The 19,278-nt window shown below is 72.9% G+C and carries 20 protein-coding genes, 1 tRNA gene and 1 other RNA gene; 9 read left to right on the top strand and 13 right to left on the bottom strand.

What is annotated here, in order from left to right; genetic code table 11:
- Positions 1-28 precede the first annotated feature (28 nt).
- Complete coding sequence (locus ACGFWJ_RS14920) at positions 29-1,852, bottom strand: prolyl oligopeptidase family serine peptidase (RefSeq protein ID WP_392949218.1); 1,824 nt, start codon at positions 1,850-1,852, stop codon at positions 29-31.
- A 142-nt stretch (positions 1,853-1,994) separates the two neighbouring features.
- Between ACGFWJ_RS14920 and ACGFWJ_RS14915 the strand changes: the two genes are divergently transcribed.
- Positions 1,995-2,582 carry a hypothetical protein gene (locus ACGFWJ_RS14915; RefSeq protein ID WP_387860729.1) on the top strand — a complete coding sequence of 196 codons (588 nt, stop codon included), beginning with the start codon at positions 1,995-1,997 and terminating at the stop codon, positions 2,580-2,582.
- A gap of 10 nt (positions 2,583-2,592) precedes the next feature.
- Here the strand turns inward: ACGFWJ_RS14915 and ACGFWJ_RS14910 are convergent, their stop codons facing one another.
- Positions 2,593-3,405, bottom strand: coding sequence for a helix-turn-helix transcriptional regulator (locus tag ACGFWJ_RS14910; protein WP_392949216.1), 813 nt, complete (start codon positions 3,403-3,405; stop codon positions 2,593-2,595).
- A gap of 134 nt (positions 3,406-3,539) precedes the next feature.
- On the opposite strand from ACGFWJ_RS14910, the gene ACGFWJ_RS14905 reads away from it, so the two are divergent.
- The gene (locus ACGFWJ_RS14905) at positions 3,540-4,298 is read left to right on the top strand and encodes an SDR family oxidoreductase (RefSeq protein WP_392949213.1); all 759 of its coding nucleotides are present in this window, start codon (positions 3,540-3,542) and stop codon (positions 4,296-4,298) included.
- Between the two features lie 8 nt (positions 4,299-4,306).
- Here ACGFWJ_RS14905 and ACGFWJ_RS14900 read toward each other — a convergent pair whose 3' ends face one another.
- From ACGFWJ_RS14900 to ffs, 8 genes are all read right to left on the bottom strand, one after another.
- On the bottom strand, positions 4,307-5,332 hold the full coding sequence (locus tag ACGFWJ_RS14900) for a hypothetical protein (protein ID WP_392949212.1): 1,026 nt from the start codon (positions 5,330-5,332) through the stop codon (positions 4,307-4,309).
- The gene (locus tag ACGFWJ_RS14895; RefSeq protein WP_387640688.1) at positions 5,325-5,852 is read right to left on the bottom strand and encodes a SigE family RNA polymerase sigma factor; all 528 of its coding nucleotides are present in this window, start codon (positions 5,850-5,852) and stop codon (positions 5,325-5,327) included. Before ACGFWJ_RS14895 ends, ACGFWJ_RS14900 begins: the two co-directional genes overlap by 8 nt.
- A gap of 273 nt (positions 5,853-6,125) precedes the next feature.
- Positions 6,126-7,406 carry an aspartate kinase gene (locus ACGFWJ_RS14890; RefSeq protein ID WP_387639223.1) on the bottom strand — a complete coding sequence of 427 codons (1,281 nt, stop codon included), beginning with the start codon at positions 7,404-7,406 and terminating at the stop codon, positions 6,126-6,128.
- Between the two features lie 237 nt (positions 7,407-7,643).
- On the bottom strand, positions 7,644-8,408 hold the full coding sequence (locus ACGFWJ_RS14885) for a DUF5063 domain-containing protein (protein ID WP_392949208.1): 765 nt from the start codon (positions 8,406-8,408) through the stop codon (positions 7,644-7,646).
- On the bottom strand, positions 8,401-9,000 hold the full coding sequence (gene recR, locus ACGFWJ_RS14880) for a recombination mediator RecR (protein WP_387640690.1): 600 nt from the start codon (positions 8,998-9,000) through the stop codon (positions 8,401-8,403). The genes ACGFWJ_RS14885 and recR overlap by 8 nt, the downstream gene beginning before the upstream one ends.
- Before the next feature lie 161 nt (positions 9,001-9,161).
- Positions 9,162-9,473 carry a YbaB/EbfC family nucleoid-associated protein gene (locus ACGFWJ_RS14875; protein ID WP_380487984.1) on the bottom strand — a complete coding sequence of 104 codons (312 nt, stop codon included), beginning with the start codon at positions 9,471-9,473 and terminating at the stop codon, positions 9,162-9,164.
- A gap of 165 nt (positions 9,474-9,638) precedes the next feature.
- Positions 9,639-11,795: a DNA polymerase III subunit gamma and tau gene (locus tag ACGFWJ_RS14870; RefSeq protein ID WP_392949205.1), complete on the bottom strand. Its 2,157-nt coding sequence runs from the start codon at positions 11,793-11,795 to the stop codon at positions 9,639-9,641.
- Positions 11,796-11,861: 66 nt separating this feature from the next.
- Positions 11,862-11,952: signal recognition particle sRNA small type (gene ffs / locus ACGFWJ_RS14865), an RNA gene on the bottom strand.
- Between the two features lie 143 nt (positions 11,953-12,095).
- Here ffs and ACGFWJ_RS14860 point away from each other — a divergent pair.
- From ACGFWJ_RS14860 to ACGFWJ_RS14850, 3 genes are all read left to right on the top strand, one after another.
- A tRNA-Ser gene (locus tag ACGFWJ_RS14860) sits at positions 12,096-12,180 on the top strand.
- A gap of 90 nt (positions 12,181-12,270) precedes the next feature.
- Positions 12,271-12,549: a type II toxin-antitoxin system prevent-host-death family antitoxin gene (locus ACGFWJ_RS14855; protein WP_355201984.1), complete on the top strand. Its 279-nt coding sequence runs from the start codon at positions 12,271-12,273 to the stop codon at positions 12,547-12,549.
- Positions 12,546-12,812 (top strand): Txe/YoeB family addiction module toxin, encoded by a 267-nt coding sequence (locus ACGFWJ_RS14850; RefSeq protein WP_392949203.1) that lies wholly within the window; start codon positions 12,546-12,548, stop codon positions 12,810-12,812. The genes ACGFWJ_RS14855 and ACGFWJ_RS14850 overlap by 4 nt, the downstream gene beginning before the upstream one ends.
- Positions 12,813-13,122: 310 nt before the next feature.
- On the opposite strand, the gene ACGFWJ_RS14845 is transcribed toward ACGFWJ_RS14850, so the two are convergent.
- From ACGFWJ_RS14845 to ACGFWJ_RS14835, 3 genes are all read right to left on the bottom strand, one after another.
- The gene (locus ACGFWJ_RS14845) at positions 13,123-13,344 is read right to left on the bottom strand and encodes a hypothetical protein (protein ID WP_392949200.1); all 222 of its coding nucleotides are present in this window, start codon (positions 13,342-13,344) and stop codon (positions 13,123-13,125) included.
- Positions 13,345-13,425: 81 nt separating this feature from the next.
- A complete protein-coding gene (locus ACGFWJ_RS14840) occupies positions 13,426-14,628 on the bottom strand; it encodes a sensor histidine kinase (protein WP_392949198.1) in 1,203 nt (400 codons plus the stop codon).
- Complete coding sequence (locus ACGFWJ_RS14835) at positions 14,625-15,275, bottom strand: response regulator transcription factor (protein ID WP_392949195.1); 651 nt, start codon at positions 15,273-15,275, stop codon at positions 14,625-14,627. The genes ACGFWJ_RS14840 and ACGFWJ_RS14835 overlap by 4 nt, the downstream gene beginning before the upstream one ends.
- Before the next feature lie 232 nt (positions 15,276-15,507).
- Here ACGFWJ_RS14835 and ACGFWJ_RS14830 point away from each other — a divergent pair, with 232 nt between their 5' ends.
- Genes ACGFWJ_RS14830 through ACGFWJ_RS14815 form a run of 4 tightly spaced genes read left to right on the top strand, consistent with a single transcriptional unit; the run spans position 15,508 to position 19,227 of the window.
- Complete coding sequence (locus ACGFWJ_RS14830) at positions 15,508-16,062, top strand: hypothetical protein (RefSeq protein ID WP_392949192.1); 555 nt, start codon at positions 15,508-15,510, stop codon at positions 16,060-16,062.
- A 2-nt stretch (positions 16,063-16,064) separates the two neighbouring features.
- Positions 16,065-17,261 carry a peptidoglycan-binding protein gene (locus ACGFWJ_RS14825; protein WP_392949190.1) on the top strand — a complete coding sequence of 399 codons (1,197 nt, stop codon included), beginning with the start codon at positions 16,065-16,067 and terminating at the stop codon, positions 17,259-17,261.
- On the top strand, positions 17,258-18,013 hold the full coding sequence (locus ACGFWJ_RS14820) for an ABC transporter ATP-binding protein (protein WP_392949188.1): 756 nt from the start codon (positions 17,258-17,260) through the stop codon (positions 18,011-18,013). The genes ACGFWJ_RS14825 and ACGFWJ_RS14820 overlap by 4 nt, the downstream gene beginning before the upstream one ends.
- A complete protein-coding gene (locus ACGFWJ_RS14815) occupies positions 18,010-19,227 on the top strand; it encodes an ABC transporter permease (protein WP_392949185.1) in 1,218 nt (405 codons plus the stop codon). The genes ACGFWJ_RS14820 and ACGFWJ_RS14815 overlap by 4 nt, the downstream gene beginning before the upstream one ends.
- Positions 19,228-19,278: the final 51 nt, after the last annotated feature.

Below are 19,278 nucleotides of genomic sequence, written 5' to 3'. Positions count from 1 at the left end.
TTCCCCCCTGTCGACCGGGTCTACCTGGTCATCGGACGGTGCCGGGGGCCAGGTGTCGCCGGACGAAGTCGATCTCCAAGCGAAGCTGCTTGATCCGCTCGTCGACGACCAGCGAACCGTGCCCGGCATCGTAGCGGTACACCTCGTGGACCTTGCCGAGCTCCTCCAGCCGCTGGACGTAGTTGTCGATCTGCCGGATCGGGCAGCGCGGGTCGTTGACGCCGGCGCTGATGTAGACCGGTGCCTTGACCTGCTCGACGTACGACAGCGGCGAGGAGGCGTGCCAGCGCTCGGGGACCTCCTCGGGGGTGCCGCCGAACAGCGTGCGGTCCAGCGACTTCAGCGCCTCCATCTCGTCCGCGTACGCGGTGAGGTAGTCGGCGACCGGGACGGCGGCCAGGCCGAGCGTCCACCGGTCGGGCTGGGTGCCGAGGCCGAGCAGGGTCAGGTAGCCGCCCCAGGAGCCGCCGGACAGCACCAGCCGGTCCGGGTCGGCCAGGCCGGAGGTGACCGCCCAGTCGCGGACCGCGCCGATGTCCTCCAGCTCGATCAGGCCGACGCGTTCGGTGAGCGCGTCGGTCCAGGCCTGCCCGTAGCCGGTGGAGCCGCGGTAGTTGACCCGGACCACCGCGAAGCCGTGGTCGAGCCAGGCGGCGGGGCCGGCCGCGAAGGAGTCGCTGTCGTGGTGGGTGGGGCCGCCGTGCACCTCGAACACCGTCGGGAACGGGCCCTCGCCGGTGGGCCGCTGCACCAGGGCGTGCACCCGGCCGCCGGGGCCGTCCACCCAGACGTCCTCGACCGGCACCGAGCCCGGCGGCACCGGGCCGGGCGCGCGCAGCACCACGGTGCCCGCGGTGGAACGCACCGCGGACGGCTCGGCGGCCGAGGACCACAGGAACTCGACCGTGCCGTCGGGGCGGGCGGTGGCCCCGGCGACGGTGCCGCGCGGGGTGTCCAGCCTGGTCAGCTCGCCGGTCTCCAACTGGTAGGAGAACAGCTCGGAGCGGGCCTCGTACTCGTGCTCGATGAGCAGCGAGCGGGCGTCGGGCCGCCACTGCGCGGACAGGTCGCCGGGGAACGGGCGGCCCTGCTCGTCGCGCAGCGCCAGCTCGGTCTCGGCACCGGTGGCGACGTCCCACAGCATCGGCTCCCAGCGCCCGGTGCGCTGGTGGGCGACCAGCAGCCGGGTGTCGCCGGCGGCGGGCGCGAAGCCCAGGCAGGACACGCCGCGCGGCTCGGCGCGGCCGGTGACCTCGTCGAGCTGGGCGACGGTGACGCCGTCGGACAGCCGCAGCACCCGGATCGCGCCGTGCATGGCGTCACCGTGCTCGGTGTGATCGACGGCCAGCAGGGTGCTGTCGTGGGAGAGGTCGCCGACGCCGCCGTACTCGGCGTGGTGGTAGACCACCGTGGGCTCGGCGGCGCCGGGGCGGCGCAGGTACAGGGTGGTGCCCTCGTCGTCGGTGGAGGTTCCGACCACCACGGTGCCGTCACGGCCGAACGCCAGGCCCGCCTCGTAGGCGGCGGGGACGCCGGGCACGGCCTCCTGGTCGGGGCCGCCGGCGAACGGCTGGCGGCGCCAGACGCCGAACTCGTCGCCGTCGGTGTCGTCGAACCACCAGATCCACTCGCCGTCCGGGCTGAGTTCGGCGTCCGTGGTGCCGTGCGGACGGTCGGTGACCCGGCGGTGCTCGTCGGTGGCGCGGTCCCACGCGTACACCTCGTAGGTGCCGGTCGCGTTGGACACGTACAGCGCCCGATCGGGTGCTTCGTCCGCCCAGTCGGGCAGCGAGACCCGCGCTGCCCGGAACCGCTGCTCCCACGCCGGCACGACGTTCGTCTGCTCGTTCATACCCTCATCCAACCCGATTCCGGGCGTTGATCGGAACGGCGGACAGCGAACGGTGGGGACACGAAACGGCTGCGGTGCGGCTCCTGATGGACGATCAGCGGAAGAGGTACAAATACGACATAACGACCGGAGGAGTTGTACCATGCCCGCTTCAGCGCCGTCCTTCGACCGGCTCGACCGACTCGACCTGCCCGTCCTCGCCCAGCACCTGGGCCTGGTCGAGGAGATCGAGCAGTACCTGGCCGGACTCCCCGCCCCCGACCGGCTGCCCCTGCTGCCGCTGCCCGCACTGCCGCCGGTGGAGCCCGGCTGCGACGGCGGGCTGTACGGCTCCGTCCACCGGCCGTGGAACTTCGGCTACCCGCTGCCCCGCCGCACCGTGCTGGACCGGCTGGTCCGCCGCCCCGCCCGCCCGGTACCGGTCACCGTCGCCGGGCACCTGCGGCTGACCTCCCACTACCTCGCCGAGGCCGGCTGGATCCAGGGCGCGATGTGGGACGCCGCCGGCCGGGTCTGCCTGCTCGGCGCGCAGACCGCCGTCCTCGCGCACGGCTACGGCACCGCGTACACGGTGCGGCGGGCACGCAACCAGGTCATGGAGGTGCTGCACGCCACCGGCCGCCCGGCCGCCTCCCCCGACGCCTGGAACGACCGCCCGGGCCGCCGCCAGGCCGAGGTGCACGCCCTGCTGCGCCGCGCCGAGGCGCGCGCCGAGTCGCTGGGCATCTGAGCGGCCGGCCTCAGATCCGGGCGGCGTCCGCCAGCAGCGCGAGCCGCTCCGCGGTGGGCGAGCCGGGCTCCGCGGTGTAGACGACCAGCTGCAGTCCGGGCTCGCCGGGCGGGGTGAGCGTCTCGTAGCCGAGGTCCAGCTCGCCCACCCGCGGGTGCAGCAGCAGCTTGCGGCCGTGGCTCTTCTCCCGGACGCCGTGCCGGGCCCACAGTTCGGCGAACAGCGGGTCGGCGGCGAGGTCGGCGAGCAGCGCCGCCAGCTCCGGGTCGTCCGGGTGCCGGGCCGCGTCCACCCGCAGGAACGCCGCGGTCTCGGCGGCGACCCGTTCGAACTCGGGGTAGAGCCGGCGTCCGGCCGCCGACAGGAACGCGTGCCGGGCCACGTTGCACTGCCCGGGCGGCATGTCGGAGAACCCCATCACCGCGTCGCCCAGGGCGTTCCAGGCCACCACGTCCAGGCACCGGCCGAGCGCGAACGCGGGCGCGTCCAGCGCGTCCAGCACCAGCCGCAGGCCGCCCCGCAGCTGCAGCGGGCCGGGCCGGGCGGGCTCGCGCGGCGGCCGGGCCAGGTCGTGCAGGTGCTGCCGTTCGGTGCGGTCCAGGCGCAGCACCCGGGCGACCGCGTCCAGCACCTCCGTGGACACGCCGTCGCCGCGGCCCTGTTCCAGCCGCACGTAGTAGTCGACGCTCACCCCGGCGAGCTGCGCGACCTCCTCGCGGCGCAGCCCCGGCACCCGGCGCCGCCGCCCGAACTCCGGCAGTCCGACGTCGGAGGGCCGGATCCGGGCCCGGCGCAGGCGCAGGAACTCCCCCAGTTCGCTCATGCCCCGACGATACGGCCGGTGTCACGAAGGTGGTTCTCGCAGACCCAGGAAAAGCACAGCCCTGGGTCCGCCGGCGGTCCGCGCCGAGACTCGTGGACGTCACCGCAGCAGACTCGAACAGGAGCGTGACTTCCATGGCACACCAGACCCTCGGCGGCCGGACCGCCGTCGTCACCGGCGCCGCCAGCGGCATCGGCGAGGCCGTCGCCCGGCAGCTGGTCGCGGACGGCGCCCGGGTGGCGCTGCTGGCCCGCCGCGAGGACCGCCTGGAGCGGCTGGCCGCCGAGCTCGGCCCGAACGCGCTGGCGGTGCCCGCCGACGTCACCGACCAGGCCTCGGTGGATGCGGCCCGGCGGCTGACGCACGCCGCCTTCGGGCGGGTCGACCTGGTGGTGAACGCGGCCGGCGTGATGCTGCCCAACCCGGTGGACGACGGCCGGATCGACGAATGGACCCGGATGATCGACACCAACCTGACGGGGGTTCTCCGGGTGGTCGGCGCGTTCGGCCCGGACCTGGTGGCCGCCGCGGCCGCCGGCGCCACCGCGGACCTGGTGAACGTCTCCTCGATCGGCGCCCACGTGGTCTTCCCGAACTACGCGGTGTACGGCGCCACCAAGGCCGCCGTCACCCAGCTGTCGGCCGCCCTGCGCTCCGAGTACGGCCCGCGCGACGTGCGCGTCACCGCCGTCGAGCCCGGGCTGACGGACACCGAGCTGGGCAGTCACATCGACAACCCGGCGCTCGGGCCGGACGGGCAACTCGGCGCCATGTTCGAGGCGATCGGCGCGCTCTCCCCCGCCGATGTCGCCGACCTGGTCGGGTACGTCGTCGGCCGGCCGCGGCACGTCAACCTGCGGCACGTGGTGGTGCTGCCGACCCGGCAGGCCTGAGCGGGTGGTCAGGCGCCGGCGCTCGGCGAGGGGGCCGGGACGCCGGTGGCGGGGGCCGGTTCGGGGGCCGAGTGGTAGACGGTGCCGCCGCAGCCGGTGGGCAGGACCGTGGTGGCGGCGAAGCCGGTGGCCGGGTCGGGGGTGTAGCCGAGCCGGAAGGTGTCGCGCGGCGACTGGTGGCCGGCGGGGGCGTACGCGCCGGTGGGGCTGGGGTCGACCGCGGGGGTGCTGCCGGCCGGGGTGTCGGTGCCGGGCATTGCGCCGCCGCTGGGGGTGGGGCTGGGCTGCGGGTCCACCGGGGAGGGCGAGGTGGTGGGGCAGCCGGTGGGCACCCAGGCGAACCGGACCAGGTAGGAGCCACCGGGCGCGAGCAGCAGTTCGCGGGGCAGCCCGGCCGGGTCGGGCAGCGCCTCGGCCGGGTCGCCGACGGTGTGGGCGAGCAGGCGGACGCCGAGGGTGCCGGGGTCGATGGTGACGGCGCCCGGGCCGGTGATCCGGCACGGGTGCCCGGCGGTGTTGGTGAGTTGGAACCAGCCGTAGATCCGGCCGTCGGCCGTGGCGGCGGCGGCCTTCTGGACCTCGCCCCGGCCGAGGTCGGTGCCGGTGCACAGCGGCACGACGACGGGCGGCCCGCCCGGGCTGCTGTCGGCGCTCGGGTCGGCGGAGGTCTCGGGGCCGGTGCCGTCGGGCCCGGCGGCGGTCGCGCCGGCGGGGTTGTGCGGGTGGCCGGGGGCGGCCACCGAGGCGTCCGGGGTGGCGGTGGCACCGGGCGCGGCCTGGCCGCCGGTGGGGTCGCCGGACAGGTGGAACGGCTGGGCGGCGTGCACCACGGGCAGTCCGACGACGGCGGCGGCCAGCACCGCGGCGCCGCCCCAGGCGCGCCGCCGGGCGGCCCGGCGGCGGGGGACGGCGGTGCGCAGCCGGGGCAGCGCCCCGGGTTCGGGCTGGACACCGGCGACGGCGCGGTGCAGCCGGTCGCGGAGCTGGTCCTCGCTCAGTTCGTGCTGCGGGCCGGGCCGGTGCGGGTCAGTCATCGGCGGACCCCAGCCGCACCCGCAGGGCAGCCAGTCCGCGCGACCCGTAGGCCTTGACCGAGCCGATGGAGATGCCGAGCACCTCCGCGACCTGTGCCTCCGTCAGGTCCGCGTAGTAGCGCAGCACCAGCACCTCCCGCTGACGGCGTTGCAACCCCCGTAGCGCGGCCTTCAGTGCGTCGCGCTCCAGCGCATCGTATGCCCCCTCTTCTGCACTGGCCATGTCAGGCATGGGCTTGGGCAGGAGGCGCAGGCCGAGCAGTCGGCGCCGCAGCGTGGAGCGGGAGAGGTTGACCACGGTCTGCCGCAGGTACGCGAGGGTCTTCTCGGGATCGCGGACCCGGCGCCGGGCGGCGTGCACCCGGATGAACGCCTCCTGCACGACGTCCTCGCAGGAGGAGAGGTCGTCCAGCAGCAGTGCGGCGAGCCGCAGCAGGGAACGGTAGTGGGCCCGGTAGGTGTCGGTGAGCTGGTCGACGCTGGCCCCGGTCGCGTCCGCTGCCGCCGCAGCAAAGCCCATCCGACTACCGGCCCGCCGGGCCGCCCCGGGCAGGGTGATCGCCACCACCGCCCCTGTCACGTTCGTCACGCTGGTTGGACACCCGATCCCCTGTCCTGGTTGCCCCGCGCCGGGGGAGTTTTTCCGCAGAGAGGAATCCCCCTCCGGAACACATCGCTCCGAAGGGGGATTCTGGCAGACCCGGCGGACGGTCAGGGTCCGCTTCACCCGTCCCGCACACAACCTCTGCGCTGTGCGCGGACCTCAGGTGCGGGCAATCTTGCTAGATAAGCCTCAGCGGCCGGTGCCGCCGTAGACGACCGCCTCGTCGCCCGAGCTGTCCAGCCCGAAGGCGGTGTGCACGGCGCGGACCGCCTCCGGCACGTCCTCGGCGCGGGTGACCACCGAGATCCGGATCTCCGAGGTGGAGATCAGCTCGATGTTCACGCCCGCCTCGGACAACGCCTCGAAGAAGGTCGCGGTGACGCCCGGGTTGGAGCGCATGCCGGCGCCGACCAGCGAGATCTTGCCGATCGCGTCGTCGTAGCGCAGCGACTCGTAGCCGATGCCCGCCTTGACCCGGCTCAGCGCGTCGATGGCCTTCTGGCCCTCGGTGCTGGGCAGGGTGAAGGAGATGTCGGTCAGGCCGGTGGCGGCGGCGGAGACGTTCTGCACCACCATGTCGATGTTGACCTCGGCGTCCGCGATGGCGCGGAAGATCCGGGCCGCCTCGCCCGGCTTGTCCGGCACGCCGACGACGGTGACCTTGGCCTCCGACGTGTCGTGGGCGACTCCGGAGATGATGGCCTGCTCCATCTCGCCCCCTTCGGGCTGGTTCGGGTTGGTGCCACTGACGATGGTCCCCGGCAGACCGGAGAACGACGATCGTACGTGAATGGGGATGTTGTAGCGCCGCGCGTACTCCACACAGCGGTCGAGCAGCACCTTGGAACCGGACGAGGCCAGTTCCAGCATGTCCTCGAAGGCGATCCAGTCGATCTTGCGGGCCTTCTTGACCACCCGTGGGTCGGCGGTGAACACGCCGTCCACGTCGGTGTAGATCTCGCAGACCTCGGCGCCCAGCGCGGCCGCCAGCGCCACCGCGGTGGTGTCGGAGCCGCCGCGGCCCAGCGTGGTGATGTCCTTGGAGACCTGCGAAACGCCCTGGAAGCCGGCCACGATCGCGACGTTGCCCTCGTCCAGGGCGTTGCGGATCCGGCCCGGCGTCACGTCGATGATCCGCGCCTTGTTGTGCGTCGAATCGGTGATCACACCGGCCTGGCTGCCGGTGAACGACTGGGCGTCGAAGCCCAGCGTCTTGATCGCCATCGCCAGCAGCGCCATGGAGATGCGCTCTCCGGCGGTCAGCAGCATGTCGAACTCACGGCCGGACGGAATAGGCGTCACCTGTTCCGCGAGTTCGATGAGCTCGTCCGTGGTGTCACCCATCGCGGAGACCACGACGACGACCTCATGGCCGGCCTTCCGGGTGTCCACGATTCGGCGGGCGACGCGCTTGATGCCTTCGGCATCAGCGACGGATGAGCCGCCGTACTTCTGCACGACAAGGCCCACGGGGGCTCCTCGACTTGGGGTGTTGGGTCACCGTCAGTCTAACGAGCAGGGATGTTGCGACCGACGTCTTCCACATCGTGAGATGTGAATATCGAAATCTGATCACCGGGGACCGTCAGGTCTGCGGGCTCCGGCGGCCCACCCCGAAGAATCACCGCCCGCGCACCGCCCCCGGTACCGGAATCTTCGCCTCCGGCGCGCGGGTGACGGATGCGTCACACTCCCCCGGGCTCCGGCCTAGAGCCCGAGCTCGGCCGCCATCAGGTCGCCCGCCTGCTGCTCCAGCTGCTCGTCCGTCAACCCGTCGTCGTCAGTGTCCGCCCCGTCCGGCACCGCGCCCAGCGGCGAGTCCAGCCGCACGTGCGCGATCAGCGACTGCAGCGCCCGCAGCACCGCCGTGCAGGTCGAACCCCAGTTGGACAGGTACGAGAACTGCCACCACCACAGCGCCTCCGACACCCGGCCCTCGCGGTAGTGCGTCAGGCCGTGGCTCAGCTCGCTGACCACCCCGGCCAGGTCGTCCGAGATCCTGAACGCGCTCGGCTTCTCCGGCGGGCCGTACGGGTCGAACACCTCGTGGTAGACGTCGATCGGCGCCAGCAGTTCGGCGAGACGCTCGCGCAGCTCCACCCCGTCCGGCTCCGGGCCGGCGTCCGGCTCGAAGCGGTCATCCGGCAGCACGTCCTCGATCGCGCCCAGCCGGCCGCCCGCCAGCAGCAGCTGCGACACCTCCAGCAGCAGCAGCGAGATCGCGCTGCCCGGCTCGTCGCCCTTGGCGACCTCGGTGACGGCCAGCACGAAACTCTCCACCGAATCCGCGATCTGCACCGCGAAGTCGTCCGGGGCCTCGGTCCGGCCCAGCAGCGCGGCCGGGTCCGACGGGTGGGGACGGCCGGCGGTGGCGTGGCGCGCGGCGTCGCGGTGTGCGGCGTCGGTTCGGTGAGCGGTGTCGGTTCGGTGAGCGGTGTCGGTTCGGTGAGCGGTGTCGGTTCGGTCAGACATCGAGCAGTCGTCTCCCTTCGAACGCCCGGCCGAGGGTGACCTCGTCGGCGTACTCCAAGTCCCCGCCGACGGGCAGTCCGCTCGCCAGCCGGGTGACCTTGAGGCCCATCGGCTTGCACAGCCGGGCCAGGTAGGTCGCGGTCGCCTCCCCCTCCAGATTGGGGTCGGTGGCCAGGATCAGCTCGGTGACCGTGCCGTCCGCGAGCCGGGTCATCAGTTCGCGGATCCGCAGATCGTCCGGACCGACCCCCTCGATCGGGCTGATCGCCCCGCCCAGCACGTGGTAGCGGCCGCGGAACTCACGCGTCCGCTCGATCGCCACCACGTCCTTGGGTTCCTCCACCACGCAGATCACCGCGAGGTCGCGACGCGGATCCAGGCAGACCCGGCACTGCTCGGACTCCGCGACGTTGCCGCAGACCGCGCAGAACCGCACCTTCTCCTTCACCTGCTGCAGCGCGAACGCCAGCCGCCGCACGTCCGTCGGATCGGCCTGCAGGATGTGGAAGGCGATCCGCTGGGCGCTCTTCGGACCGACTCCGGGCAGCCTGCCCAGCTCGTCGATCAGGTCCTGCACCACGCCCTCGTACACCGCCACGCCTTCCTTCGACCGAGGTTCGCACTCCGGTGCCATCATCCAACGAATCGGGCGCCGGACACACCGCCCGACGCCCTACTGGCTCATAAATCACACAACTCACTGGCAGCGAGCGTTTCAGTAACCGCTCAGCGCTGCACGGTGCGGCGTGTGGTTCAGAACGGGAGGCCCGGGATGCCGCCGCCCAGGCCCTGGGTCAGCGGGCCCATCCGCTCCGCCTGGAGCTTCTGCGCCGCCGCGTTGGCGTCCCGCACCGCGGCCAGCACCAGGTCGCCCAGGGTCTCGGTGTCCTCCGGGTCGACCGCCTCCGGGGAGATGGTCACCGACGTCAGCTCGCCGGCGCCCGTCACCGTCACCTCCACCAGACCGCCGCCCGCGGAGCCGCGGACCACGGTCTCGGCGAGCTCCTTCTGAGCCCGGCCGAGCTCCTCCTGCATCTTCTGCGCCTGCTTCAGCAACTGCTGCATGTTCGGCTGGCCACCAGGGAACACGGCACTCTCCTCGATCCATCGGCACTCACACTGGCCGACGCGAACCACCGCGGGCACCCGCGTCGACACCTGCCCCCGAGCCTACGCGGCCGCCCGCCGGCCCCACGTCAGTTCCGGAAGCCCCGTGCTGCCTGCGACGACTCAGCCCGGACGGTGGTGGATCTCCTCCAGCACCGTCGCCCCCAGCTCCCGGACGATCAGGTCCTGCGCGGAGAACACGTCCTCGTTCAGGTCCGGGTCGTCCTCCTCCGGGATGTCGTCCTCCGGCGCCACCGCGGGGGGCGCCTGCACCGGCGGGGCGGCCGGCGCCTGCTGCACCGGCGGCGCGACGGGCGCGGACGGCTGCGGGGCCGGGGCCTGCGGAGCCTGCTGCACCGGCGGCGCGACGGGCGCGGGCGCGGACGGCTGCGGGGCGCGCGCCTGCGTGCCACCCCAGGCACCGCCCGCCGGCGCGGCCGGAGCCGGGGCCATCGGGGCGGCCGGGGGCGCGTACGAGGCGGCCGACTGGCCGGACGGCGAGGACGTGCCACCCGACGGGTCGACGATGCACTCCACCCGCCAGTCCACGCCCAGCGCGTCCGTCAGCGCCTGCTTCAGCACCTCGTCGCTGTGGCTGCCGACGAAGCTGTCCCGGGCGCCCGCGTTCACGAACGACACCTGCAGGGTGCTGCCGTCGAAGCCCGCCACCTGGCCGTTCTGGCTGAGCAGGATCCAGGTGAACCGGCGGCGGTTCTTCACCGCCTCCAGGATCTGCGGCCACATCTGCCGGATCTGGCCCGCGCCCTGCTGCGCCGCCACCGAGGGCTGGGCGGCAGGCGCGGCCTGAGCCTGCGGCTGCGGGGCGTGCGGCTGCGGGGCGTGCGGCTGCGGGGCGTACTGCTGCGGGGCAGGGGCCGGGGCCTGCGGGGCCGCCGTGGCGGGCGGCGGCGGGGTCTGGTCGGCCGGGGGGAAGCTGCGTGCGATCGGCCACGCGCCCGGGGCCGGGCCCGCCGGGGCGGGCGCCGGAGCGGGTGCGGGGGCGGGCACTGGTGCGGGGGCCGGGGCGGCGGGGGCCTGCGGCTGGGCGGCCGGGGCCTGCGGCTGCACGGGCGCCTCCACCGACGCGGGCTGGAACGCCATCGGCGCGGCGAACCCGCCCGTGGCGGCCCGGCGCTCCAGCTTGTCCAGCCGGGCCTGCGTCGACAGCTCGTCCCCGTACGCGCCGGGCAGCATCACCCGGGCGCAGATCAGCTCCAGCTGCAGGCGGGGAGCGGCGTTGCCGCGCATCTCCGTCAGGCCGGTGTTGACCAGGTCCGCGGCGCGGCTCAGCTCGGCCCGGCCGAAACGGTCGGCCTGCGCCTGCATCACCGCGACCCGGTCGGCCGGGGCGTCGATCAGGCCCTTCTCGCCCGCGTCCGGCACCGTGGCCAGGATCACCAGGTCGCGCAGCCGCTCCAGCAGGTCCGTGACGAACCGGCGCGGGTCGTGCCCGCCCTCGACCACCCGGTCGACCACCTGGAACACCGTCGCGCCGTCCTGCGCCGCGAACGCGTCCACCACCTCGTCCAGCAGCGAGGAATCGGTGTACCCCAGCAGCGAGGTGGCCATCTGGTACGTCACACCGGCCTCGCCGGCACCCGCCAGCAGCTGGTCCATCACCGACATCGAGTCACGCACCGACCCGGCGCCGGCCCGCACCACCAGCGGGAACACCGAGTCCTCGACCTGGATGCCCTCGCGACCGCACACCTGCGCCAGGTAGTCGCGCAGCGTGCCGGGGGGCACCAGCCGGAACGGGTAGTGGTGGGTCCGGGACCGGATCGTCCCGATCACCTTCTCCGGCTCGGTGGTGGCGAAGATGAACTTCAGGTGCTCCGGCGGCTCCTCCACCACCTTCAGCAGCGCGTTGAAGCCGGCCGAGGTCACCATGTGCGCCTCGTCCAGGATGAAAATCTTGTAGCGGCTGTGCACCGGCGCGAAGAACGCCCGCTCCCGCAGCTCACGCGCGTCGTCCACACCACCGTGCGACGCGGCGTCGATCTCGATCACATCGATCGAACCCGGCCCGCCGGTCGCCAGGTCGCGACACGACTGGCACTCCCCGCACGGCTCCGGGGTCGGCCCCTGCTCACAGTTCAGGCAGCGGGCCAGGATGCGGGCACTGGTCGTCTTTCCACACCCGCGCGGCCCGCTGAACAGGTACGCGTGGTTGACCCGGTTGTTACGCAGGGCCTGCTGGAGCGGGACGGTCACGTGCTCCTGCCCGATGACCTCCGCGAAGGTCTCGGGGCGGTAGCGGCGGTACAGGGCTAGGGACACGCCACCGACGATATCGGGACCAACGGACAAACGTGGCTCCCCACCACCACCGGCCCCGGAAAACGCAAGGACCCCTCGCGCACCCGCCAGAGCCCTCCTACCCTTGCTGCCTTCCGGCCCTGGGGGGGTTCAGAGAGATGACGCCACACGAGGGGCTGCCCCAAGAGTAGCGGATCCCGGCCCCCATTCCCCCCACCCACCCCAACCTCCTCCCCGATCTCCGATCCGCAGGCCACCCCCTCCACCCACCTGCGAGAGCGTGGTCGCAACCACCCCTCAACATGTACTAAGCTCTCCCACGGAGGATTCGCCTAGAGGCCTAGGGCGCACGCTTGGAAAGCGTGTTGGGGGCAACCCCTCACGAGTTCGAATCTCGTATCCTCCGCCTTCACGAAGGCCCGGACCGTCTCGACGGTCCGGGCCTTCGGCGTTTACTCTCTGGTCCGCCCGATCGATGTACGTTATTCTGTACAACATGAAGACGATGAGTGCCACCGAGCTCCGCGGCAATCTCGCCGCCGCGCTCGATGCCGTCGAGAGCGACGCCGAAGAGCTCGTCATCACACGCGCCGGCCATGAGCCGCTGGTCGTCGTCTCGCTGGCCGAGTACGCCTCGCTCCGCGAGACCGACTACCTGCTGCGCTCCCCGGCCAACGCCGACCACCTTCGCCGCTCCCTGCAGGAGTACCGGGAGGGCCGCGCGGTGGCCCGCGAACTGATCGACCCCGAAGACCTCACCGAGCAGAGCGCGTGAAGGTCCAGTTCACCGAGCGTGGCTGGAGCGACTACCTGTCTTGGCAGGCCGACGATCACCGCCTCCTCAAGCGCGTCAATCTACTGATCGACAACATCCGTCGAAACGGCAACGAGGGCATCGGCAAACCCGAACCCTTGCGGCACGAGCTCGCCGGGGCCTGGTCCCGCCGGATCGATCAGGAACACCGCCTGGTCTACATTCTTGACGAGCAGGCCGACACCCTATGCGTCATCGCATGCCGGTACCACTACGGCAAGTAGGGCGGGGCCCAGGACCATCGGAAGGCACGCGCCCTGGTCTCAGTTTTGGTCTCATTCACCCCCGTCCGGCCGAGTTCGGCGGCTGCCAAGCAGTCCGCCCCGCCGCAGGTCAAAACCGCCGTGAACCCCGGAGGACGGGGTTCGGAAAGCGTGTTGGGGGCAACCCCTCACGAGTTCGAATCTCGTATCCTCCGACGAAGACCGGCACCAACAGCAATCCGATAAGCTCACGCTGGCTGCATGAAACCCCGAACGCGTGTCCACTACCGCGGGGGAAGGCCCCTCGCCACCGTGCTGATCCGCACGCTGGTCACGGCATAGCCGCGAACGCCTCCTGCACCGCCTCGCGCCGCTCGGTCCACCAGGCGAGGAACCGCTCGGCGGGCAGGAACAGGTGGTCGCAGGAGCTGTCGTCGCGGTCGTAGTGGAAGACCAGCTGCCAGTAGTCCGACATCCTCTTCCACCACAGCCGCTCCACCGCGTCCGCCAGGGCCGCCACCGAGATCGGCACCACCGACCGGTAGCCGGCCACGAACGCGGCGGTCCGCCCCAGGTCGAGGAAACCGTCCTCAACGAGATAGCGGGCAAGGCATTGCGCTCGGATCGGGTGCCGTCAGTGACCGGCGGCGACGCGTCGTGTTCCTTGCTCGGTGTCCTCTCGCGCGGTGGGCAGCAGGACGTGCGTGGTGAGGCCGCCTGCGGGGTTGGGCGTGATGGTGAGCGTTCCTTGGTGGGTGGCGGCGACGGCCCGGATGACGGACAGGCCGAGTCCTGCGCCAAGGCCGCCGGTCCGGCCGCGGCGGAAGGGTTCCAGGAGGGCGGGGATGTCGGCCTCGTCGATCCGGGGCCCGCTGTTGGTGACCTCGATGTACGAGTGCCCGGCGCTGTGTCCGGTCGAGAGGTGGACGGTGCCGCCGGGGTGGTTGTGGCGTACGGCGTTGGCGAGCAGGTTGTGGACGAGTTGGGTCAGCAGGGACGGGTCGCCCATAACGGGGGCGGGGGCGAGGCGGGTTTCCACGGCGATGGCGGCGTCGTCGGCTTCCGCGCGGGTGTCGGCGATGGCGGTGCGGGCGAGGTCGGTCAGGTCGGTGGGTCGCGGGGTGAGGACGCCGCTCTCGCCGCGGGCGAGGGCGAGCAGGGAGCCGATGAGGTTCTCGCTGCGGTCGACGGCGGCCAGGGCACGGTGGATCGCGGGCCGGAGGTTGTCGGGCACGAGGCCTTGGGCAAGGGGGATCTCCAGGGCGGTGCGCTGGAGGGTGAGCGGGGTGCGCAGTTCGTGGGAGGCCTGAGCGGTGAACCGCCGCTGTTCGGCGAACGACTTCTCCAGCCGGTTGAGCATCGCGTCGAAGGTGTCGGCGAGTTCCCGGACCTCGTCGTCGGGGCCGACGAGTGCGAGCCGGTCGTGGAGGTTGGCGTCGTTGATGTGCCGGGCTGCGGCGGTGACGGCGCCGATCCTGGTGAGCGAGCGCCGCGCGACCCACCAGCCGGCGAGCAGGGCCAGCGCGAGGACGGCGAGCAGGACGAACGCGGATCGGGTCAGGAGGTCGTGCAGGACGGCGTCGCGGAACTGCTCGAACTGGCGGGCCGGCAGGACCGTTGCGGCCTCGGCGGGGACGGCCGGTGTCGTCGTGGCGGGTGCGAGTTCCGTGGCGGCGTTCGGCTCGATCACCGTGGCGCTGTGGTCGCCGAGCGCCTCGCGCACCAGGAACCAGTTGATCGCCAGCAGGACGGCGCCGCCGGCGGCGAGGACGGCGGCGTTGAGGAGCGCGAGACGGGTGCGGATGGTCGGGCCGCGCCCGCGGCGGTGCGGGCTCACAGGCGGTACCCGAAGCCGGCCGCCGTTTCGATGAGCGGAGGTTCGCCGAGCTTGCGCCGTAGCTGGTGCACGGTGACCTTGACCGCGCTGCCGGACTCGGGTGGCGTCTCCCAGACGGTGTCGCGCAGTTCGGCGGCGGTGACGAAGCCGCCGTCGGCGGTGAGCAGCGCCTCCAGGACGCCGAGTTCCTTGGGGGTGAGGCGAAGCAGACGGCCGTCCCGTTCGGCGAGGCGGCGGACGGTGTCGACCCGTACCCCGCGCCGTTCCAGCACCGTGGGGGTGCCGGCCGGACCTCGACGGGCCAGTGCGCGCAGCCGGGCGAGGAGCTCGATGTAGGAGAACGGCTTGGACAGGTAGTCGTCGGCGCCCTGGGCGAGGCCGTCGACGAGGTCGGAGAGGGTGCCCGCGGCGGTGAGCATCAGGATGCGCGCCGGGTACCCGGATCTGTTGAGGGTGCGGCACACCGCGTCGCCGCTCATGCCCGGCAGGTCACGGTCCAGGATCAGGACGTCGTACGCGTCGGCGGCGGCCAGCTCCAGGGCGCGCACGCCGTCGTGGGCGGTGTCCGTGGCGATGCCCTCGGCGCGCAGCCCGTCGGCGATCATCTCGGCGAGGGCCACCTCGTCCTCGACTACCAGCACCCGCATTCCCTGCTCCGTTCCGGGCACCCCGGCCGCGTGGCGACGCGGTCGGGGTGCCGATCTGTCCGTGGCGGCGGAGTTCCGCGTTCCCAGGTGCGGCTCCGCCGTAGTCCAGTGTCGCCGGAGCCGGGTTAGGTGCGGGTTGGCGCCGGCTGACCTGTGCGTAACCGCCGCCCGCGTACCTCTTGTCTCTGCGTGCCGGCCGGGCGCGCAGGTGACTCGACGCGTGGAGGCAGGGATGACCCGTTCGACTGTGCGGTTGGCCGCGGTGGCGATGGCCGTCGGCAGTGTGGTGGCGATGGCCGCCTGCTCGTCGGACAAGGGCGGCGCTCCGAACGTCGCCGGGGCGAGTGGCGGGGGCGGCAGGACGCTGGACGAGGGAGCGATCAACCAGGCGTGGGTGCAGTGCATGCACGAGGCGGGGCAGACCGGCGTGCAGCTCACGAAGGACGGAAAGGCCTCCGTGCCCGCCGTGGGGACCGACGCCGGGCAGGCCGCGGGTGCCGATGCGCTCGCGCAGGCGATGAGCGCCTGCGACGCCAAGGTTCCCGGGAAGCAGCAGCTCAATGACAGGGCTGTCCGGGCCATGGTGGAGGAGGCCCGCGGGTTGGCGGTCTGCCTGCGCAAGAACGGGTTGACGGCCGAGCAGGTCCCCGACCCCGACCCGAAGTACGGCGGCAACCTGGCGATCTCGCCGGACACCGACTCCGCCCTGTTCCAGAAGGCCTTCGCGATCTGCAGCAAGGACCATCCCGGCGTCGGCGTGACCAGCCTCGGCCAGGACGGGAAGTGACCATGACCGAGCGCGAGTCCGCTGTCCCGGCCCCCGACACCCACGAAGCCCCGGACACGAACGCCGTACGGCCCTCGGGCCGAAGCCGCAGTGGCCGGGCGGTCCGCCGTACGGCCGTCGCCCTCGTGGTGGCCGCCGCACTCACCGCCGCGGCCGTGGTCGCCGTCCGCCAGCCGTGGCGCACCGACGACGCGGCCGCCGCACCGGCCGGCGGAAAGCACAGCACGGTCGCCGTGCAGCGGACGTCCCTGTCGTCGGGGATGAACCTGGGCGGCCGGATCGGCTACGGCACCGCCACCGAGCTGGGCGCCCAGGGCCAGGGCACGTTCACGAAACTCCCCGCGGCCGACGAGGAGATCAAGGCGGGCGGCGTGATCTACGAACTGGACGGCAAGCCCGTCGTGCTGTTCACCGGAACCCGCCCGTTCTGGCGTGAACTCGCCGTCGGCATGACCGACGGCGCCGATGTCCGGCAGCTCGAACAGAACCTGGTCGACCTCGGCTACGCCAAGGGGCTGGACCTCAAGGTGGACGACAAGTTCACCGACGCGACCGCGGCCGCGGTCAAGCGGTGGCAGAAGGCGCTGAAGCTGGAGGAGACCGGGAAGGTCGAACTGGGCCGCGTCGCCGTCCTGCCGGACAGGACCGTGCGCGTCCAGGAGGTCGTCGCCAAGCTCGGCGGCACGGCGGCCGGCGGCTCCGGGGGCACGGTCCTCAAGGTCACCGACACCGAGCTCGTCGCCACGGTCCAGCCCGAGGACGACCAGCTCCCGCAGTTCGCGCCTGGCAGCACCGTCGAGGTCGCGCTCGCCGGCGGCGGCAAGGTCCAGGGCAAGGTCCGCACCATTGCCCGCCCGCGCTCCGGCGCCGACGGCCCGGGCGCCGGCGGTGGCGGGGGCGGCGGGAAGGACAAGGCGACGGTGACGATCGCGCTCACCGACCAGGCCGCCGCCCGCAAGACGCTCGACGGCGCGCAGCCGGCGGTGACGGTCACCGTGACGGACCGCCGGGCGGACGGCGTCCTCGTGGTCCCGGTCACGGCCCTGCTCGCCCTCGCCGAGGGCGGCTATGGCGTTCAGGTCGTCCGCGACGGGGCCGCCCCCGTACTCGTCCCGGTCAAGCCCGGGTTGATCGCGAACGCCCGCGCCGAAGTGTCCGGAGAGCTCCGTGAAGGCGACCAGGTGGTGGTGCCCTCGTGACCGCACTGACTGCTGGGCACACCCGGGAACCGGTGCTGCGGCTGGAGAACGTCGTCAAGGAGTACGACGGCACCCCGCCCCTGCGCATCCTCCACGGCATCGACCTGACCGTCGACCACGGCGAACTCGTCGCCGTCGTCGGACCGTCCGGCTCGGGAAAATCCACCCTGCTCGCCCTGATCGGCACCCTCGACCGGCCCACCTCCGGGACCGTGGCCGTGGACGGGTACGACCTCGCCGTGCTGCGCCCCCGCCAGGTCGCCGCCCTGCGGGCCCGCCGCATCGGCTTCGTCTTCCAGCAGTTCTTCCTGCTCCCGGGCCTGACCTGCGTGGAGAACGTCGCGACCGGACTGCTGTACACCGGCGAGCACGCGAAGGCCCGTCGGGCCCGCGCCGTGGAGGTGCTGCGTCAGGTCGGGCTCGGCCACCGCCTCGACCACCATCCCGACCAGCTGTCCGGGGGCGAGAAGCAGCGGGTGGCGATCGCCCGCGCCCTGGCCGGCCGCCCTGCCCTGCTGCTGGCCGACGAACCCACCGGCGCCCTCGACACCGCGTCGGGCGCCGGCGTCGTCGACCTGCTCCGCGAACTCAACCGCGACGGCACCACCGTCGTGGTCATCACCCACGACCGCGAGCTCGCCGCCTCCTTCCCCCGCCGCATCGGCATCCAGGACGGACGCATCGCCTTCGACGAACGGACCGTGCCCGTCGAAGCCGCACCCGCGCCCACCACGGCGGGAGGCACCCTGTGAACCGCGCCCGTACCGGCCTCCGGCCCGCCCGGCTCCGCCCGCTCGACCTGCTGCGCGTGGGACTGATCGGCCCCCGGACCCGCAAACTCCGCGCCGCGCTGTCGGCGCTCGGCATCGCCCTCGGCATCGCCGCCGTGGTCGCGGTCACCGGCATCTCCGCCTCGAACCAGCAGCACCTGCTCGACCGCCTCGACCGCCTCGGCAGCAATCTCATCACCGTTGGGCCGGGCACCGACGCCCGCCAGCAACCGGTGCCGCTACCCAAGGAAGCCCCGACGATGCTCGGCAACATCGCCCCCGTCCAGCACGTCACCACCACCGGCGGCACCAAAGCCGCCGTCTACCGCAACGACCTCGTGCCGCCCGGGCAGACCAACAGCCTCACCGTCCTGTCCGCCCGCCTCGACCTCCTCGACGCACTGCGCGGGCGACTCCGCGCCGGACGCTGGCTCGACCAGGCCGCCGAACGCCTCCCCGTCACCGTCCTCGGCGACGCCGCCGCGAAACGCCTCGGCGTCACCTCCGCCGGCGAACGCGTCTGGATGACCGGCAAGGGCGTCGCCGGACAGTGGTACGAGGTCCTCGGCATCCTCCGGCCCAACGAACTCGTCCCCGAGATCGACGCCGCCGCCCTCGTCGGCGGCCCGCAGGCCGACGCCCACCTCGGCGGCGACGGCACCCCCGCGACCGTCTACCTGCGCGTCCACCCCGACCGCGTCGCCGCCGTACAAGCCGTCGCCGGTGCCACCGCCAACCCCGCCCAACCCAGTACGGTCGCCGTCTCCAGGCCTTCCGATCTGCTCAAAGCACGCGCCGAGACCCAGGACACGCTCACCGGCCTCGTCCTCGCACTCGCCGGAGTCGCCCTCCTCGTCGGCGGCGTCGGCATCGCCAACACCATGGTGGTGGGAGTCATGGAACGCCGCGGCGAAGTCGGACTGCGCCGCGCCCTCGGCGCCCGCGAAGGCCAGATCGCCGCCCAGTTCCTCATCGAGGCCGTCCTCCTCGGACTGCTCGGCGGCCTCGCCGGCGTCGCCATCGGAGCCGGCGCCGTCTACGGCTACGCCGCCGCCCAGGGCTGGCCCGCAGTCGTCCCCGTCGTCTGGGCCGCGGCCGGACCGGTCATGGCCGTCGCGGTCGGCACGATCGCGGGCCTCTACCCCGCACTCCGCGCCGCCCGCATGGCCCCGACCACCGCGCTACGGGCCGCCTGACGGCCGCCATCCTGGTTGCAGTTCTGGTTGCATTCACCCCCGTCCAGCGCC

Origin of the sequence: Kitasatospora sp. NPDC048407 (assembly GCF_043200475.1) — a bacterium.
In the GTDB taxonomy this organism is placed as follows: domain Bacteria; phylum Actinomycetota; class Actinomycetes; order Streptomycetales; family Streptomycetaceae; genus Kitasatospora.
This window is presented reverse-complemented; position numbering and strand designations above follow the sequence as displayed.

Bases quoted from the DNA above. Each gene is read 5' to 3' on its own strand.
- ACGFWJ_RS14885 (WP_392949208.1), bottom strand. From the start codon at position 8,408: ATGTCTGACCGAACCGACACCGCTCACCGAACCGACACCGCTCACCGA.
- ACGFWJ_RS14920 (WP_392949218.1), bottom strand. From the start codon at position 1,852: ATGAACGAGCAGACGAACGTCGTGCCGGCGTGGGAGCAGCGGTTCCGG.
- ACGFWJ_RS14825 (WP_392949190.1), top strand. From the start codon at position 16,065: ATGACCGAGCGCGAGTCCGCTGTCCCGGCCCCCGACACCCACGAAGCC.
- ACGFWJ_RS14855 (WP_355201984.1), top strand. From the start codon at position 12,271: ATGAAGACGATGAGTGCCACCGAGCTCCGCGGCAATCTCGCCGCCGCG.
- ACGFWJ_RS14830 (WP_392949192.1), top strand. From the start codon at position 15,508: ATGACCCGTTCGACTGTGCGGTTGGCCGCGGTGGCGATGGCCGTCGGC.
- ACGFWJ_RS14905 (WP_392949213.1), top strand. From the start codon at position 3,540: ATGGCACACCAGACCCTCGGCGGCCGGACCGCCGTCGTCACCGGCGCC.
- ACGFWJ_RS14910 (WP_392949216.1), bottom strand. From the start codon at position 3,405: ATGAGCGAACTGGGGGAGTTCCTGCGCCTGCGCCGGGCCCGGATCCGG.
- ACGFWJ_RS14900 (WP_392949212.1), bottom strand. From the start codon at position 5,332: ATGACTGACCCGCACCGGCCCGGCCCGCAGCACGAACTGAGCGAGGAC.
- ACGFWJ_RS14875 (WP_380487984.1), bottom strand. From the start codon at position 9,473: ATGCAGCAGTTGCTGAAGCAGGCGCAGAAGATGCAGGAGGAGCTCGGC.
- ACGFWJ_RS14895 (WP_387640688.1), bottom strand. From the start codon at position 5,852: ATGGGCTTTGCTGCGGCGGCAGCGGACGCGACCGGGGCCAGCGTCGAC.
- ACGFWJ_RS14915 (WP_387860729.1), top strand. From the start codon at position 1,995: ATGCCCGCTTCAGCGCCGTCCTTCGACCGGCTCGACCGACTCGACCTG.
- ACGFWJ_RS14835 (WP_392949195.1), bottom strand. From the start codon at position 15,275: ATGCGGGTGCTGGTAGTCGAGGACGAGGTGGCCCTCGCCGAGATGATC.